Below are 18211 nucleotides of genomic sequence, written 5' to 3' on the forward strand. Positions count from 1 at the left end.
ACAATTTAGGTCATCATTTGCACTAGATAATCTACTTTCAAAAGCTATACTCGATAATATAAATAATGAAGTTATAGATAAAAATTCCAAAGAGGGTGCGTTTATGTCGGCATGGATGACACATCAAATACATAATCAATTTGATGAGCTTCAAGATTACAATCTATATACAACAGATCCAATCTTACAAGAAATCTTACAGCGTTATGGCAGTAGAAACTCAGTCCATTTAAGTGAGTTTGGCGCAGTCGTAGGTTGTGAAAGCTTTTATCACCATGCTGATCTTGCCAATAAACATCCTCCTATTTTACATAGTTTTGATGCTCGAGGCAGGCGGGCAGATTTTGTTGAATTTCATCCTTCATGGCACAAATGGATGGCGTTAAATCGTAAATATGCGGTTCATGCACATCCTTTTCTAAATTTTACTCAAGAATCTGGTTGGGTGGATTGGGCAGCAAAATTCTTCCTCAGTGGTCAAGTGGAGTGTGGAAACTTATGTCCAAATTCAATGACCTTGGGCAGCATTCCATTGATTCAAAAAGAACCTGAGCTGTGGAAAAAGCTAGGAGATAAACTTTTATCCACTGAATATGATGAACGTGATTTACCAATTGCTCAGAAAAAATCGATTTGGATTGGAATGGGCATGACTGAAAAGCAGGGTGGTTCTGATGTGCGTGCTAATGAAACGACAGCTGTTCCAGTTGGGCAGTCTGGAAGAGGACAAGCTTACTTACTAACTGGGCATAAATGGTTTTTTTCAGCACCTATGTGCGATGCACATTTGGTTGTTGCTAAAACTGAGCATGATGGCTTGGCATGTTTCTTTGTTCCGCGATGGTTGGAAGATGGCACAAAAAATGCGATTCATATTCAACGACTCAAAGAGAAGGTTGGAAATCGCAGCAACTCCAGCTCTGAGGTCGAATTTAAAGAGGCTTGGGGCATTATGATGGGGGAGGCTGGACGCGGCATTCCAACGATTATTGAAATGGCAAACTATACCCGATTAACGTGTGCGGTAGGTTCAAGTGGCATTATGCGTCAGGCCCTAGTACAAAGCATTGCCTATACACGTCAACGTCAAGCATTTGGTAAGAGACTCATTGAGCAACCATTAATGCGGTCGGTGCTCACAGATCTTGCTTTAGAGACTGAAGCGGCAATGCAGTTGAGTTTCCATTTGGCTCATTGTTATGAACATGACAGTGAACTTTGTTTGGCATGGAAACGTATCATGACACCAGCAGCAAAATTTTGGGTTTGTAAAAGAGCAGTAGAAATGACTGGTGAAATGATGGAAGTCTTTGGTGGCAATGGCTACGTTGAACATGGCATCATGGCTCGTCTCTTTAAAGAAGCACCTGTGAACACCATTTGGGAAGGGTCAGGTAATGTCATGTGTCTCGATGTGCTTCGTGCTATTTCACGTGATCCTGAATCAATCGAGCATTTATTTAAAGATTTAGCATCTACTGCAAGTCACGACAAAATACTTAATGAAGAGTTGCAGGGACTGTTTAGATTATTTCATCAGGAACCTGATGATTTACAATTTATGGGGAGAAGCTTAGTCAGTCGTTTGGTTGTGCTCTCTCAAGCAGTATTGCTGAAACGTTATGCGCCAGATTTTATTGCCAATGCTTTTATTGCGACGCGTTATCAAAAATTTCATGGTCAAGTGGTGGGAATGCTTGATCCTAAACAAGTAGATGTGACCTCAATTTTAAATCGAGCATTTGCCGCTTAATTATTTTCCAAAACCCTTTTCTGATAGACAGCCAACACATAGATGCGGTTGGCTGTTATCGATACATAAAAATAAATAAGTACGACAGTGTGAAAAAATAGAATTCACTAGAATCGTGTCATTAAAAATTTTTAAATTTTGATCATATTAAAGTGAATAAAACATGTTGATCAAAAGTTATCTCCTCAATAAAGATTATTCGTCATTATGCACATGCAAAAAAAATCAAAAAAATTAAAGTATTTTTTGGTCTTAGTGGTATTGGTTGCTTTAGCTCTTTCTGTTTATTTCTATATTCAGTCACAAAAAAAGCAGCCAGAACCGCAGACCGTTGAAGTCACTCAAGGTGATCTAACGCAGATTGTTAAAGCCACAGGTGAAATTTATGCATCTGATATTGTCTCCGTGGGTGCACAAGTCTCAGGTCAAATTCAAAAGCTGTATATCAAGTTAGGACAGGATGTAAAAAAAGGCGAATTAATCGCTGAAATTGACTCGACAACACAGTTGGACAAGCTCAATACCAGTAAAGCCGAACTTGAAGCTGCGAAGGCAGACTTGGCAGCGAAACGTGTCGCTTTACAAACTTTAAAACAAAACTATCAGCGTAAATTAACCTTATACAAAGCTGAAGCAGGCTCTCGTGAAGAGCTCGAACAGGCGAATAATCAGCTTAAACAAGCGATTGCAGATGTTGAGTCAAATGAATATCGGCTGAAACAATTACAGATTAATGTGAATACAGCACAAACTGAATTGGGCTACACACAGATTCGCTCTCCATTGACGGGTACCGTGGTTTCCATGCCTGTTGAAGCTGGTCAAACCATTAACTTTGCACAAACGACACCTTTGATCGCGACGATCGCCAACTTGAATAAGATGGAAATCCGAATGCAGGTCGCAGAAGGTGACTACACTAAATTAAAAGAAAACATGCCAGTTAAATTTAGCACCTTGGCAGACCCCAATGTGAAATTAGATGGTGTGATTCAAAGTATTGATCCTGCTTTAACGACCCTGACCAAAGGAACTTACGACGATAAAAATGAAAATGCGAATGCAGCAGTGTTCTACTATGCAAGAATGTTGGTGGACAACCCTGAGCGTAAACTCAGTATCGGTATGACAACCCAAAATGACATTATTGTAAATCAAAAAAAGAATGTGCTGAAAATTCCGAAAACAACGGTGATTGGATATGGATCAGATGCCATGGTTTACCTCTATCAACCTGATACAAAACCTCAACCAAGAAAAGTCGTGACTGGAATTTCTGACTCAAATGATATTGAAATCAAGTCTGGTTTAAAGTTGGGTGAAAAAATTTTGGCAGAGGCACCTGACGATAGTGCGAATACATCAGGCGATACTTAATGAGTTTGATTGAACTAAAAAAAATAAATAAATTTGTAGGTCCAGAAAATAATCAACAACACATCCTAAAAGATGTCAGTCTCAGTATTGAACAGGGTAAGTTTATTTCGATTATTGGGCAATCAGGTTCAGGTAAGTCTACTTTAATGAATTTACTTGGATGTTTGGATCAAGCCTCTTCAGGACAGTTTCTGTTTCGTGGACAAGATATTTCCTTATTGAGTAATGATGAGCTTTCATCGTTACGTTTAAAAAGTTTTGGGTTTGTGTTCCAACGCTATAATTTATTGAATGCTTTATCTGCTTTAGAGAATGTCGCCTTGCCCGCGATTTATTCAAATTTGAATGCAGAAAACCGTGCAGATCGAGCACTGCAACTTTTAGCTCAGCTCGGTTTAGCTGATAAGAGTGACAATAAACCCAATGAAATGTCGGGTGGACAGCAGCAACGAGTCAGTATTGCCCGCGCGCTTATGAATGGTGGTGAGGTTATTTTAGCCGATGAACCCACAGGCGCTTTGGATTCTGAAAGTGGTGAAATGGTCTTGCAAATTTTGGAAGATCTACACCGTCAAGGGCATACGATTATTTTAGTTACTCATGATAAAAGTATTGCAGAACGTGCAGATCGTGTCATTGAAATTAAAGATGGACGCATTCTTTCGGATACGCAGCGTAAATCTTTAGGGCAAGTTTCTCCATCAAAAGTTTTTCATGCGGACATGAAATTCAGCTTTGTTTCCCAAGTGTATGAAGCGATGAAAATGTCTTTGCACTCAATTTTCGCCAATCGTTTAAGGTCATTTTTGACCATGCTAGGGATTATTATTGGCATTTGCTCAGTCATCATTGTCATTGCCATTGGTAATGGCGCAAAAGAAAAGTTTTTGAATGATTGGGGAGGATTGAAAACAGCAACACTTGAGATTTATCCGGGGGGAACAGCTTTAGCTGCATCTGCCAGCCGTTTAAATATGGATGATTTAAATGCTCTCAATGAGATGAAAGAAATTACCCATGTTTCTCCACATGTCAGTTTAAGCGGGAACATGATTTATCAAAATCGTAATATTGATGTGAGTGCAACAGGTGCAGATGGTTTTTATTTAAAAATTAGAAACATGAAAGTTCAACATGGTCGCTTTTTTACACAGAGCGATGTTGAACAGCGCTCCCAAATCGTAGTGATTGATAAGCAAGCTGCTGAAAAATTATTTGGACAGCAAAAATTAGCTTTAGGTAAAACAGTCTTATTTAATAAGCGTTCTTATGAAGTTGTTGGAATCGCTGAACCTCAATATAGCTCAGGTTCTTCACAAATTTGGATGCCTTATAATGTATTGATGTCGCAAATTTCAAGTAGTGATAATGTCAATCTGCTGACTGCGGTACTACATCAAAATACTGACTCAGTGAAAGCCGAAAAGAAAGTGAGGCAACTATTGATTGCTCGTCATGGTGTGGAGGATTTTGATATATACAACAGCGATGAGTCTATGAAGTCCTTTGAAAAATATTTAGGAACGATGACTTTCTTTATTTCTGCAGTAGCCTTTATTTCATTGGTCGTAGGTGGCGTTGGTGTGATGAATATCATGCTCGTTTCTGTGACCGAGCGAATTAAGGAAATTGGCTTACGAATAGCAGTTGGTGCTCGCCAAAGTGATGTGCAGGCTCAGTTTTTGATTGAATCTGCAGTTTTATGTTTAATTGGTGGCGTAATTGGTGTTGCGATCGCCTTGATCGCCAGTTTTATTTTTAATGCGATTAGCTCAGATTATAAGATGGTATTTTCATGGTCAGTTGCTATTATCGCACTGCTATTTTCAACGCTGGTTGGTTTGATCTTTGGTTATATGCCCGCTAAACGTGCTGCAAACTTAAAACCAATTGAAGCCTTAGCCCATGAATAAGAAAAAATTAGAGATGGCTGTTCAGTGAGTATTGTCTGTATTAACAGGTATTCAAAGTTCAAGATACTAAAGTTAACATTTTTTATCGTGGAATTTATTGTTGCAAATCAGTCTAATATTTTAACTGCAAATTCAATTTTTTTACTTACTAAACCGTAAGTACTTCTCATCCTTCTTCTGCCTCAATAAGCTTTTAATTCGCCTTGTTGCACTGCCACATCCGCAGTATGACGAGGGGGAATATGGCACTTTTGCTTTAAAGCTTATTTAAAAAATAAAGATCAATAAGAACCATAGATAAATTTATCTCATGAGGCTGATATGACAAAACTCCTAACCACTAGTTTATTTGTGACCACCATTGCTTTAAGTGGCTGTAATGATTCTGATGATAAAAGTCCAAAAGATTCATCAAATCCATCTCCACTCACTTTGCAGACTTATACTCCTGGAGAGGATGCTGTTTTTGCCGTTGCATCAACTTTAATTTCAGGAAAAAAAGATGCTATTTTGGTCGATGCTCAATTTCAGAATCAATACGCTAAAGACGTAGTCAATCTGATTAAGAAATCAGGTAAAAATTTAAAATATATTTATATTTCCCATAGTGACCCTGACTATTATTTTGGAACCAATGAAATTTTAAAAGCATTTCCAAATGCTAAGGTTGTTTCAACCGCGCAGACAGCTTATTTGATACAAGCCTCTAAAGAAGATAAGTTATCAGTTTGGCAGCCACAATTAGCAAAAGGCGATGCCCCTGAAAAGATTATTATTCCTGAAGCCTTAAATTCAGGATATATGGAATTAGATGGGCAAAAGATTCAAGTCCAACTTGATCCAGAGGATTCCGCACATAGTTTCTTATGGATTCCAAGTTTAAAAACAGCATTGGGTGGTATTTCGGTCGCTTATGATGAGCATTTGTGGATGGCCGATACCAATGGTGTGCAAGGGATCGATCTTTGGAAGAAGCAAATTGATAAAATACTGAGTTTAAATCCTGAAAAAGTGATCCCAGGTCATTATGTAAAAAGTGACTTTTCACCTAAGCCATTGGATTGGATTAAAGGGTATTTAACGAACTTTAAAACAGCAGTTACTGAAAATCAAAGCTCGGAGGGGATTTTGGGATATATGAAAGCAAAGTATCCAGATCTTGAGTCGAGTGAAGAAGTGCTAAAAATGTCTGCACAAGTATTTGCCAAAGAAACCGATTGGAAAGTTGCATCTCCTTATCCGCCAATAGGACAAAAAATTCAAGTCGATTTTACGAGTTTGAAATTTGATCTTGATGTCAAAGACCATCAGAACCTAACTTTTACAGGTGCTGGTGGCGCAGTTGGGCCAGATCTTTCTGAAGCGGTAAAATATACACCTGTTGAGATTGCTAAAAATATTTTTATGGTTTATTGGCATGAGGATAAATCAGGAGATAATGTCGTTCATATTCAAGATTATAATCGAGATATCGTTTACACCAACATTGCTGGGAATGATGGAACAATTCATCTTAAAGGCAAAATACTAGGCGTCAAAGGTGTAATCAAGGACATCGGTTTACAACAAGCATTGAATAAACCATTCTTCGCTATTGGACAGACTTTGGCGTTAAACATCAATGGTCAAACGCAGCGTCTTGAATTCAAAGACCAAGGTCTTTTAAATATCACATCAGGACAAAATACATCTGCCAATATTGAATATGTAGCCACACAGGTTGGACCTGAGCAGTTTATGGTGTATTGGACAGATGATGCGACTAGAGAAAATGTTGTATTAGTCATCGATCAAAAGCAAAAGATCGTTTACCAAAATATCGCAATGCCAGATGGAAAATTTAATCATCATCGAGGTACATTTAGTCTTCTACCGAAATAATGATGATTTAGTCCTTTCTATGCTGTGTAAGAGCACCTTTGGGTGCTCGAGTTATTGATCAATTTAACATAGAAAAATGGCAGAGCTAATCTTAAACATTGTATACCTTCGATGTAGGTCATTGAAAAAACCATTATCAAGTTGCTTGTATAATGTACAAAAAAGCGTAATATCGCTTTCCCATCATGAAGGATGGATAAACTGAAGGTGATTAAAAAATGGCAAAGAAAAAAGCGTTGCCAGAAGTTGTGATTCACAACTTTGTGGCAAAACATATGCATGAAGTCAACAAAAGCCAAGTTTTTGTAGATCGTAAGAAAAATGCAAAACGTGGCTACAGCAAGCATAAAAAAGGGAGATATTCGAATGACTATCTCCCTTTTTTATATGCCTAAACACGTGAAGATTATTCTGCTCCACCACTACTTCCACCATAATCTATATCTACATATGATGATTCGCTCATTTGGTGTTCAGAATTCATCGTTCAACCATGATCTAGCGTATAATTTGAAATAGGTTTATTGGGTCTTGAACTACTTTTTAATTTACTAACATATAAATGAAATAGAATTACCGAGATCGCTACGATCAACATGAAGATTAAAAAAAAAGCCAATTGATCATGTTGTTACTCAGCTGTATCTCTGCTTAAACGGGGATTCGTATTAAGCATTTACAATACGATTCGATTTCACCATATCCGCTAAACCATGGTGACGGAAATAATATTCCATCCAACTTTTCACAATGAGTGGATTACTCATTTTCACCACTTCATCTAAAAGCGTTTGCGCATCTACCATTGGAACATGACAAATTGCTTTACGGACTCTGAGAATATTGCTCGAACTCATTGAAAGCGTATTAAAGCCCATTGCCATCAGTAAAATTGCTGAGAGTGGATCGCCAGCCATTTCACCACAAATACTGACAGGTTTGTCATATTTATGACACTCTTGAACTAAGCGTTGCAATGCTCGAAGCACTGAGGGATGGAAGTGAGAATAAACACTCGATACACGTGGGTTATTACGGTCGACTGCCAACAAATATTGGATTAAATCATTCGAACCCACAGAGAAGAAATCAACTAATTCTGCAAACTCACCAATTTGAAGTAAAACACTAGGTACTTCCACCATGATGCCAATTTTAGGACGATTAATTTTAACTTGTTCTTCTTCCTGAACCGCAGCTAAGTCACGCTCAATAATATAAAGCGCTTCTTCTACTTCACTGACGCTGGTGATCATTGGCAGCAAAATATGCAAATTATTCAAACCAACACTGGCTTTTAACATCGCACGAATTTGTGAAGAGAAAATCTCAGGATGATCCAAGGTAAAACGAATCCCTCTCCATCCTAATGCTGAGTTTTCTTCTTCTATTTCGAAATAAGGTAAATCTTTATCTGCACCAATATCCAAAGTACGCATCACGACTGGTTTATTGGCAAAGTGACTAAGTTGTTGACGGTAAATCGCCCGTTGCTCTTCTTCACCCGGGAAACGATCACGCAACATAAATGGAATTTCTGAACGATAGAGTCCGACACCTTTGGCACCACGTTGTACACCACGCACGACATCAATCATTAAACCTGTATTCACAAATAAGCGTACTGCAACACCATCAGGAGTGATGGCATCTTTGGTTTCATACTGTTTAAGATCTTTGGCAATTTGTTCTTCTTCTTTTTGGATGTCACGATAACGTTGACGTAAACGACGTGGTGGATTGATAAATACACGTCCTTGATAGGCATCAACAATCATTTCCACATCATCAAGTGTGGTTACTGGTAGCTCGGTGACCCCAACGACTGTCGGGATACCCAAAGCACGTGCCACAATCACCATATGTGAATTGGCAGCCCCTTCAGACGTCACAATCGCTGCAATCTTATCGACAGGTAGTTCAACCAATGCTGCCGTACTGATTTCCTCACCCACGATGATACTGTCATTACTCAGTTCACGATGACTCAGATCATCTTCTTGAAGTGCTGCTAAAATACGACGCCCAAGGTCTTTTAGGTCTGCAACACGTTCTCGTAAATAATCGTCTTCCATTTGTGCAAAGATTGCCACATGACGATCAATAACGTGTTTAACTGCACCTTGAGCCCAGTGACCATCACGGATTAACTCTTTGATTTCAGCAGGCAGGGCATTCTCATCCAACATTCTCAAGAATACGCTAAATAATGCACGTTCCTCAGACATCAAAGAATCTTGCATTTTATCATCAAGTGATTGAATTTCTTGGCGAACTGAATCAACCGCATGATCAAGTAATTCAAGCTCTTCGCTGATATCTTCAGCTTCGCGGTCAGGTACTGAACCTAAATCTGCGGGTGGATAAAGAATAAGTGCACGACCTAATGCAATACCACCTGCACCTGATGATCCTTGAAATGTTTTATAGGTTGGAGAATTATTTGGCTTACGGAAAACATCAATATTTCCAACTGCATGCGCATGCGCGATAACGCCAGAAAGTTGCGCACAAAGTGTGACTAAAAAGGATTCAGCAGCTTCGCTAAAGTCTTGTGGTTCAGTATTCTGAACCACGAGAACACCCATGACTTTTCGACGATACATAACAGGAACGCCAAGGAAAGAGTTATAAATCTCTTCACCCGTTTCTGGGAAATACGCGAAACGCTCATGTTTAAACGCATTCTCGATATTGACGATTTCCTCGCGTTGCCCAACAAGTCCGACCAAACCCTCACCCAACTGCAGTGAGACATTGCCAATGGATTCAGCGTTTAAGCCTTTGGAAGCCATCAGAACATAACGTTGGTTACGTTCATCAAGTAAATAAATAGAGCACACATCTACATGCATTGCTTCAGAAATTTGGTTGACCATAATTTCTAACGAATCATGCAAACTGACAGACGCATTGATTTCTTGGACAATGCGCCGTAAAGAGTCTAATTGCATGTTCGACATGTAGCGGTGCTCCTCTTAAAGGGATGTAATTATGGTGATTATTCAAATAGTCGAAATAAAAATCAAACATTTAAATTCAATGTTTAATATAAATCATGCTATGGCAGATGCATACACAATTCCAACATGGCACGACGGTAAACATCTTTTTTGAAGTTCACCACTTGGCCTAGTGGATACCAATAGCTGACCCATTGCCATTGATCAAACTCTGGCGGATCATTTAAGTTCAACTGAATATGATTCGTTGACGCGACTAATTTCAATAAAAACCATTTTTGCTTTTGTCCGATACACACAGGATCAGAATCTGATCTGATGTAGCGAAGTGGCAAACGATAATGTAACCAACCTTCGGTCTGAGCAATTATTTGGACGTGCTCCGGCAATAACCCGACTTCTTCACGGAGTTCCCTGAAAAGTGCCTGTTCTGGAGTTTCACCAAATTGGATGCCTCCTTGAGGAAATTGCCAAGCATTGTGACCAATGCGTTTTGCCCATAAAACTTGTCCAATATCATTTGCCAAAATGATCCCGACATTCGGTCGGAAACCTTCTGAGTCGATCATTTGGCACCTAAAATTTATTAAATTCGTTGACTTTGGGTTCGGGGGCATCCACTCTCTATGCCCAACTCGAAAAGTTCAAAGTAATAATGTTTTAAAATTGCTATGATCTTAACGAATTTCTATCGACTAGCGGAGATAGATTTACATTTTTTTTCTTAAATTTCAGTTTGAACGAGTAATTTCATGAAATTGGCGTTGTTTGATTTAGATCACACCTTGTTAAATACCGACTCTGACCATTCTTGGGGCGAGTTTTTAGTCAATGAAGGCTTGGTTGATCCAGTTCGACATCGTGCCATGAATGATAAATTTTATGAAGATTACAAAGCGGGACAACTTGATCCAATTGCCTACAACGAATTCGTATTTGAATTTTTAACACAACATGACAATGAGTATTTAACCGACTTACATCAGCTTTTTATGCAAAAAGTCATTCGTCCACAAATGCGCCCAGAAGGGTTTAAAGCCATTCAGCGTCACAAAGATGCTGGGCATCAATTAGTAGGGATTACCGCAACATCAGATTTTATTACTGCACCTATTTTTCGTGAATTTGGTATTACAGAAATTATTGCAACCAATGCAGAAGTGGTTGATGGTAAATATACGGGTAAAGTCATTAATATTCCGTGTTATCAAAAAGGTAAATTGGCACGATTAGATCAATGGCTTGAGGGACGAGACGTTACTGAATCATGGGCATATTCAGACTCTATTAATGATCGATTCTTATTGGAATATGCGGATCATGCGATTGCAGTCAATCCAGATGATCGTCTTGAAGCATTGGCTAAAGAGCAGGGTTGGGATATCCAAGACTGGTCCATTTAAGACAATTTTATTCTCAAAATTCAAAATTGCTAAAGCCATTGTATCAATGGCTTTTTTTCATTTATTAGAATTGAAATAACTTGAGATGAAATTCAGCATAAATTTACAGACGCTTTCATCGCTTGTTGATATCTTATGCGGAAACAATTAACTTAAAATTAATCAAAATCATAAGGAATACAGGATGCTAAATACAGAGCCAAGAATGACCAACTTATTTGAGCAATTAGGATTGGATTCTAGCGAGCAAGCTATTGCAGAATTTATTGAAACACATCAGTTAGAAGCTGAAACCTTTTTGACTGAAGCAAGTTTTTGGTCTGAAGGTCAACGTCAATTTTTGAAAGAAAAATTATGTTCAGATGGTTCATGGGCATTAATTATCGATCAGCTCAATGAGTCTTTACATGAAGATTCATTGAAGAAAAAAGCTTAAGTAGCTCACTTGTCTTAATAAAGTAAAAAGTCATCTTATTAGATGACTTTTTAAATATCGAGTGCCGAAATTATTTCATTAAATCAACCAGTGCCTTGGCTGCCTTAGATTGGGTGCGTCCCGGATGCCAAACCATACCCAATTGACGCTGCATTTCTAAATTAATATCCAGTCTGACCAAGTCTTGATTGACTAAAGTACTTGGCAGGACAGACCAACCTAACCCAATAGAAGCCAACATGCGAATGGATTCAAGCGGATTATTGCTCATGGACACTTTAGGTTTTAATCCATTTTTTTCAAATTCTGCAAGGGTGATCTGCGCTGTATATGTTTGAGCTGCAGGTAATAAACTTGGGTACTGCATGAGATCTTCAAGGCTTAAATTTTTCATATTTGCCAATGGATGAAAAACTGCAGCAACGAAAACCAAAGGATCACTCCATAAAGGAACATATTTTAAACGTTCATCTAGGACAGGGGGTAAGGTTAAGAATGCCAGTTCAAGGTCACCGGCTAACACTTTTTCATGCGCTTGTTCTGAATCTACAAAATGCACATCTAATGTCACATCAGGATATTGCTGAACATAGCTTTTTAAATGTTGCGGTAAATGATGTAATCCAATGTGATGGCTGGTACCAACTTTGAGCTTTCCTTTAATCTGATTTTGGTCGTGGCTTAAGGTGTGATGAATATCACCTAGTTCATTTAACCAATTTTTAACTTTAGGAAGCAGGGAGTGAGCCGCATGCGTGGCTTGTACACCTCGGCCAGCAGATTCAAATAATTTAACACCAAAATAATCTTCTAAACTATGGATACGTTTGGTGACAGCGGGCTGAGTGATAAATAGTTGATCAGCTGCCATAGAAATCGAACCCGTTTCCATGACTTTTATAAAAGCTTCAAAGGCAGCAAGATTCATAATTTAAACTCGGTTATGAAAATATTATTTAATTATAAAATAAATTTATATCTATTGCGAAGTAATTCTTCATAAACTGTTGCAAAAAAAGCCGCATAGTGCGACTTAGATGAGGAGGATCACAGGTGAAACTATGCGACGATATTTTCTTCCTGTTGTATCGTTTTTTTCTCCCACACGCGTTCGTGAATGAAATAAGCTACGGCTTGTACAGTAGGCTCAAGTAAACTCAAAGTAATTGCCATCCAAATGCTGCCTGTGACAAGGTAGCCTACAATCATGGCTACCGTAATGTGCATAATGTAGTAGCTTAATGTTTTTTTGAACATGCGTTGATTATCTTCAACAAATTTTTGAATATGTGCCATGTGAACATCCTCAGTTGGTGGTGATCTTGGAGATGTTTAAATGATAAGCATTCTTATTTAATCTGTAAAAGCGAATATTATTTTTAAATTAATCGTTTTTATAGATGGTTTTGGTGTTTAAATTGATTCTAAAAAGTTTTTAAACTAATAAAAATGATAAATTAGATTTATGTGAATAGGCCGTTATAATCGTAATTAATGACAGAATTACCCAGTCCAGTGGAGCAAATCGACATGGCAGGCGAAACCCAAAAAGCAGAAACTCAAACAAAAAAAACGTTGTACGATAAATTGTGGGACGATCATTTAGTTAAACAACGCGATGATGGTTCTTCTTTACTTTATATCGATCGTCACTTGTTGCATGAAGTGACTTCTCCACAAGCTTTTGAAGGCTTACAACTTGCAGGACGTAAACCTTGGCGTTTAAGTGCAAACGTGGCAACTCCTGACCATAACGTACCAACGTCTACGAAAGAGCGTTCTGAAGGGATTGCGGGGATCGAAGATGATACTTCACGTATCCAAGTGCAAACTTTAGATGATAACTGTAAAACATTTAATGTTGCACAGTTTGATATCAACGATGTCCGTCAAGGGATCGCACACGTTGTTGGACCTGAGCAAGGTTTAACTTTACCAGGTATGACGGTTGTTTGTGGTGACTCTCATACAGCGACGCATGGTGCATTTGGTTGCTTGGCACACGGTATTGGGACTTCTGAAGTTGAACATGTATTGGCAACGCAATGCTTAGTTCAAAAGAAAATGAAAAACATGTTGGTACGTGTTGACGGTAAATTAGGTCAAGGCGTAACACCAAAAGATGTGGTTTTAGCGATTATTGGTAAAATCGGTACAGCTGGTGGTACAGGTCATGCCATCGAATTTGGTGGTCAAGTATTCCGTGATATGTCGATCGAAGGTCGTATGACGGTGTGTAACATGGCGATTGAAGGCGGTGCCCGTGTAGGTATGGTTGCTGTTGATGAAAAAACCATTGAATACGTAAAAAATCGTCCATATGCACCGAAAGGCGAGCAGTGGGATCAAGCGGTTGCGTATTGGAATACTTTGCATTCTGATGAAGGTGCACACTTTGATACAGTGGTTGTATTACAAGGTGAAGAGATTGAACCACAAGTGTCTTGGGGTACATCTCCTGAGATGGTGATTCCTGTTTCTCAAGCAGTACCGACTTTAGAACAAGCCAAAGATGATGTGCAACGTAACGACTGGACACGTGCTTATCAATATATGGGTTTAACCGCGGGTCAAGCATTGTCTGATATTAAATTGGATCGCGTATTTATCGGTTCTTGCACCAACTCTCGTATTGAAGATATCCGTGCGGCAGCTGAAGTTGCAAAAGGCAAAAAAGTTGCAAGCACGATTAAGCAAGCGATGGTGGTGCCAGGTTCTGGCTTAGTCAAAGCACAAGCAGAAGCTGAAGGTTTGGATAAAATCTTAATAGAAGCTGGTTTTGAATGGCGTGAGCCGGGTTGCTCAATGTGTTTAGCAATGAACGCAGATAAATTACAACCGGGTGAGCACTGTGCGTCTACTTCAAACCGTAACTTCGAAGGTCGTCAAGGTAATGGTGGTCGTACACATTTAGTGAGTCCAGCGATGGCAGCAGCAGCGGCAATTGCGGGTCATTTTGTTGATGTACGTTCATTCTAAGAGGAGCAAACAACATGAAAAAATATACTGTTGAACAAGGTATCGTTGCACCTTTAGACCGTGCCAATGTCGATACAGATTTAATTATTCCAAAACAGTTCTTGAAATCAATTAAGCGTACAGGTTTCGGCGCGAATTTGTTTGATGAGTTACGTTATTTAGATGAAGGCTACTTGGGGCAAGACAACTCAAAACGTCCTTTGAATCCAAATTTTGAGTTGAACAAACCACGTTATCAAGGTGCTTCAATCTTGATTTCACGTGCCAACTTTGGTTGTGGTTCAAGCCGAGAACATGCGCCATGGGCTTTAGAAGAATATGGTTTTCGTACCGTAATCGCACCAAGCTATGCAGACATTTTCTACAACAACAGCTTTAAAAATGGCATGTTACCAGTGATCTTGTCTGAAGAGATTGTGGATCAATTATTCAAAGAGTGTGCAGCTCAAGAAGGTTATCAGTTAACGATTGATCTTGAAGCACAAGAAGTACGTACACCTACAGGCGAAGCATTTAAATTTGAAGTTGATCCATTCAGAAAGCACTGTTTGTTGAATGGTTTAGATGATATTGGTTTAACGTTACAAGCGGCAGAAGACATTCGTGCTTATGAGGAAAGAACTAAAGCTGTTCGCCCATGGGTATTCCAAGAAATCAAAGCGTAACTGATACTTAAAGCTATAGTGCTCTGATTCAAGTCTTGCTAATATCGGTGCAAAATTATTCTTTTAGTTTTGCGCCGTTTGGTGAGGTTGGGCACAAATGAAGGCAAAAGTTTTATTACGCTACGCGTTTTTCGGATTGTCTGTCGCCGTTTTATCCGCTTGTCAGACCGTAGACCGATTACAACTGAAAAAGATTAAAGAAACGCCTGAAACCAGAAATCATGCTTTGATTTATTGCTCAGGAACGTTGAATTGTGAGTTTGAAAGATTCGATGAGCATCCCATTGTTGATGCTCAATCTCGAAGATTAGATCAGCGTGCGATCAAGCAAGGTATCGTGCGATTAAATGCTGACTCTTTGAAAGATCCGCAAGCCTTATATCTTTCAGTTCCTGCTGGACTGCATGAAGTGGTGGTTCGCTTTTATCCGATTTCAGAGGAAAAAGCAGAAACTATTAATGTTATCCATCGCTTCGAAGCAAAAAAAGATTACCGATTTGTAATGTTTAGAGATCGAAGCAGTGGGAAAAAAAGTTTACTTGATGCTTCTGCACCAGAGCCATTATGTGTTGACTTGTTGCAAGAGCAACAAACCATTCGTCGTTTCTGCAAACCCTATAATGTTCTCAATGGACTAGGTGAGTTTGTGGAACAAAAAAATTTAAAAACACGTTAGTTCATACTAACTTTATAAATGGAAAATCTCATGTCTAAACAAATCTTGATTTTAGCTGGTGACGGCATTGGTCCTGAAATTGTAAAAGCAGCTGAACAGGTCCTCACCCGTGTCAATGAAAAATTCAATCTAGATTTAACATGGGAACAAGGTTTATTGGGTGGCGCTGCAATTGATGCGCATGGTTCACCTTATCCAGAAGTTACCTCTGAACAAGCAAAAAAAGCAGATGCGATTTTGTTAGGTGCTGTTGGTGGTCCGAAGTGGGATACAATTGAGCGCTCAATTCGTCCTGAGCGTGGTTTATTGAAATTACGTAGCGAACTTAACCTTTTCGCTAACTTGCGCCCAGCGATCTTGTATCCTCAATTGGCAGATGCTTCAAGTTTGAAACCTGAAATTGTTTCAGGCTTAGATATTTTAATTGTCCGTGAATTAACTGGTGGTATTTACTTCGGTCAACCACGTGGTATTCGCGAATTAGAGAATGGTGAGAAGCAAGGCTTTAATACCGACGTATATGCAGAGTCAGAAATCAAACGTATTGCTAAAGTGGCGTTTGAAATGGCGAAACTACGCGGTGGTAAAGTGTGTTCAGTGGATAAGGCAAATGTTCTTGAAGTCACTGAGCTTTGGAAACAAACAGTAACTCAGTTACATGCTGAACAGTATGCTGACATTAACTTGTCACATATGTACGTTGACAATGCAGCAATGCAATTGGTTCGTGCACCTAAACAATTTGATGTGATCGTAACAGGTAACTTGTTCGGTGATATCTTGTCTGATGAGGCTGCGATGTTGACTGGTTCAATCGGTATGTTGCCATCAGCTTCATTAGATGAAAATGGTAAAGGGATGTATGAGCCTTGTCATGGTTCAGCACCAGATATCGCAGGTCAAAATATCGCAAACCCATTGGCAACAATTTTATCTGTTGCAATGATGCTTCGATATACGTTCCGTCAAGAAGCTGCAGCAAAAGCGATTGAAGATGCAGTAGGGAATGTTTTAGATCAAGGTTTACGTACAGCTGACATTATGTCTGAAGGCATGAAGAAGGTCGGGACAATTGAAATGGGTGAAGCAGTTGTTGCAGCGCTTAACTAATTTCAGTTGATTCATTCAAAACGCAGCCTATGAGCTGCGTTTTTTATTGCCGAGCTTTCGAAAGCGATATTTTTTTTAAACTAAAAACACTTGAGCAAGTCATTACGTTACCGTATCACAGCTTTGCTGAAGCTGCACGTACAGGAATCATAAAATCATTTTCATCTCTCATCGAATTTCCCATTGGAATCGAGGTGTTGACTATACGTTCAAAAGTGAAAATTGCCCGCTCAGCTTGAATCACAAGATTAGACTTCAGCTTAATGTTAAAAGAATTCAAATCGGTAGTTTCACGCATATGTTGTATATCTTGCCCTACAAATTGTGAAACATAAGTGTTCATATTTTTTTGTTTTGAAAATTTGCTGTTTGGCACGCCGTAAATAGGAAAAGTGTAAATATGCAGATGAGCAAAACCACAATTTATTTAATGCGCAAAATAGTGGGGCAGTACGACGATTTTTTAGATTGAATGTGCAAATGGGCTTTGTTGGTATATATGATTGGATAGTAAATGAATAAATAGTGAGTTAGGACTTACGCACTATTATTTATAGATTCTCTGTGGTAGCAGATGATTTTTATCGAGAATAAAGTCATCAATGAAGTTTTTGATAACTGGTCTAAATAATTTCTTCTGCCAACGATATACATTTTCAAAGATCCGCTCAAACTGGTTCTTTTGTATCTCGACGTAGGCCATCAAGGCTGAAAAAATATGATTCAAAATCAGTTTAGATCGTCTTACTTGAAACTTTTCAATATGACAAACCTGTTTAATTACTCGATGATATTGTTCTATTTTCCAATGACTTGAATGTAATTCATAAAAACCATCAAAGGACAATAAATCATCTTCATCTTGATGCACAATATAAAATCTCTGCTGTTCTTTTAACTGAGTCTTAAATAATTGTACAAAGCCAACATCTTTGAGCCAGACCACTTGACCCTGATGAAAATTTGGCAATAAACGCAGTTGAAACCATTGTCCTTTTTCTGGGGAAACCTTACGGTTACAGTCGATACCAAACATAAATCGAATACCATATTTT

Annotated in this window: 17 protein-coding genes; 11 read left to right on the forward strand and 6 right to left on the reverse strand. The window is 38.7% G+C overall.

What is annotated here, in order from left to right; translation table 11 throughout:
• Nucleotides 1-103: 103 nt before the first annotated feature.
• From FTV32_RS10900 to FTV32_RS10920, 5 genes are all read left to right on the forward strand, one after another.
• Complete coding sequence (locus FTV32_RS10900; RefSeq protein ID WP_180028634.1) at nucleotides 104-1753, forward strand: acyl-CoA dehydrogenase family protein; 1650 nt, start codon at nucleotides 104-106, stop codon at nucleotides 1751-1753.
• Between the two features lie 207 nt (nucleotides 1754-1960).
• On the forward strand, nucleotides 1961-3130 hold the full coding sequence (locus FTV32_RS10905) for an efflux RND transporter periplasmic adaptor subunit (protein WP_218947406.1): 1170 nt from the start codon (nucleotides 1961-1963) through the stop codon (nucleotides 3128-3130).
• Nucleotides 3130-5043, forward strand: coding sequence for an ABC transporter permease (locus FTV32_RS10910; RefSeq protein WP_180028636.1), 1914 nt, complete (start codon nucleotides 3130-3132; stop codon nucleotides 5041-5043). Before FTV32_RS10905 ends, FTV32_RS10910 begins: the two co-directional genes overlap by 1 nt.
• A 321-nt stretch (nucleotides 5044-5364) precedes the next feature.
• Nucleotides 5365-6924 (forward strand): MBL fold metallo-hydrolase, encoded by a 1560-nt coding sequence (locus tag FTV32_RS10915; RefSeq protein ID WP_180028637.1) that lies wholly within the window; start codon nucleotides 5365-5367, stop codon nucleotides 6922-6924.
• Nucleotides 6925-7142: 218 nt separating this feature from the next.
• Nucleotides 7143-7319: a hypothetical protein gene (locus FTV32_RS10920; RefSeq protein ID WP_180028638.1), complete on the forward strand. Its 177-nt coding sequence runs from the start codon at nucleotides 7143-7145 to the stop codon at nucleotides 7317-7319.
• A 273-nt stretch (nucleotides 7320-7592) separates the two neighbouring features.
• Here FTV32_RS10920 and ptsP read toward each other — a convergent pair whose 3' ends face one another.
• Nucleotides 7593-9887 carry a phosphoenolpyruvate--protein phosphotransferase gene (gene ptsP, locus FTV32_RS10925; RefSeq protein WP_035264179.1) on the reverse strand — a complete coding sequence of 765 codons (2295 nt, stop codon included), beginning with the start codon at nucleotides 9885-9887 and terminating at the stop codon, nucleotides 7593-7595.
• Between the two features lie 98 nt (nucleotides 9888-9985).
• The gene (locus FTV32_RS10930) at nucleotides 9986-10456 is read right to left on the reverse strand and encodes an RNA pyrophosphohydrolase (protein WP_035264177.1); all 471 of its coding nucleotides are present in this window, start codon (nucleotides 10454-10456) and stop codon (nucleotides 9986-9988) included.
• A gap of 183 nt (nucleotides 10457-10639) precedes the next feature.
• Between FTV32_RS10930 and FTV32_RS10935 the strand changes: the two genes are divergently transcribed.
• On the forward strand, nucleotides 10640-11290 hold the full coding sequence (locus FTV32_RS10935; RefSeq protein ID WP_180028639.1) for an HAD family phosphatase: 651 nt from the start codon (nucleotides 10640-10642) through the stop codon (nucleotides 11288-11290).
• Between the two features lie 184 nt (nucleotides 11291-11474).
• Nucleotides 11475-11726, forward strand: a complete 252-nt coding sequence (locus FTV32_RS10940; protein WP_180028640.1) for a DUF2789 family protein — start codon at nucleotides 11475-11477, stop codon at nucleotides 11724-11726.
• A gap of 70 nt (nucleotides 11727-11796) precedes the next feature.
• Here the strand turns inward: FTV32_RS10940 and FTV32_RS10945 are convergent, their stop codons facing one another.
• Nucleotides 11797-12654 carry a LysR family transcriptional regulator gene (locus tag FTV32_RS10945; protein WP_035264171.1) on the reverse strand — a complete coding sequence of 286 codons (858 nt, stop codon included), beginning with the start codon at nucleotides 12652-12654 and terminating at the stop codon, nucleotides 11797-11799.
• Between the two features lie 131 nt (nucleotides 12655-12785).
• Nucleotides 12786-13022 carry a DUF2061 domain-containing protein gene (locus tag FTV32_RS10950; RefSeq protein WP_035264169.1) on the reverse strand — a complete coding sequence of 79 codons (237 nt, stop codon included), beginning with the start codon at nucleotides 13020-13022 and terminating at the stop codon, nucleotides 12786-12788.
• Between the two features lie 234 nt (nucleotides 13023-13256).
• On the opposite strand from FTV32_RS10950, the gene leuC reads away from it, so the two are divergent.
• The 4 genes from leuC to leuB all read left to right on the forward strand — a co-directional run bounded on the left by leuC (nucleotide 13257) and on the right by leuB (nucleotide 17156).
• The gene (gene leuC, locus FTV32_RS10955; protein WP_180028647.1) at nucleotides 13257-14705 is read left to right on the forward strand and encodes a 3-isopropylmalate dehydratase large subunit; all 1449 of its coding nucleotides are present in this window, start codon (nucleotides 13257-13259) and stop codon (nucleotides 14703-14705) included.
• 14 nt (nucleotides 14706-14719) lie between these two features.
• Nucleotides 14720-15370: a 3-isopropylmalate dehydratase small subunit gene (leuD, locus tag FTV32_RS10960; protein WP_180028641.1), complete on the forward strand. Its 651-nt coding sequence runs from the start codon at nucleotides 14720-14722 to the stop codon at nucleotides 15368-15370.
• Nucleotides 15371-15467: 97 nt separating this feature from the next.
• Entirely contained in the window at nucleotides 15468-16046 is a 579-nt protein-coding gene (locus FTV32_RS10965; RefSeq protein WP_180028642.1) for a hypothetical protein, read from the forward strand.
• 30 nt (nucleotides 16047-16076) lie between these two features.
• On the forward strand, nucleotides 16077-17156 hold the full coding sequence (gene leuB, locus FTV32_RS10970) for a 3-isopropylmalate dehydrogenase (RefSeq protein ID WP_179998721.1): 1080 nt from the start codon (nucleotides 16077-16079) through the stop codon (nucleotides 17154-17156).
• Between the two features lie 115 nt (nucleotides 17157-17271).
• Here leuB and FTV32_RS10975 read toward each other — a convergent pair whose 3' ends face one another.
• Both FTV32_RS10975 and FTV32_RS10980 read right to left on the reverse strand, forming a co-directional pair.
• The gene (locus FTV32_RS10975) at nucleotides 17272-17499 is read right to left on the reverse strand and encodes a hypothetical protein (RefSeq protein ID WP_180028643.1); all 228 of its coding nucleotides are present in this window, start codon (nucleotides 17497-17499) and stop codon (nucleotides 17272-17274) included.
• A gap of 204 nt (nucleotides 17500-17703) precedes the next feature.
• Nucleotides 17704-18211 (reverse strand): transposase (locus tag FTV32_RS10980; RefSeq protein WP_180028644.1); only part of this gene is annotated, 508 nt, incomplete at its 5' end.

Source organism: Acinetobacter sp. YH16032, from assembly GCF_013417345.1.
Taxonomy (GTDB): Bacteria; Pseudomonadota; Gammaproteobacteria; order Pseudomonadales; family Moraxellaceae; genus Acinetobacter.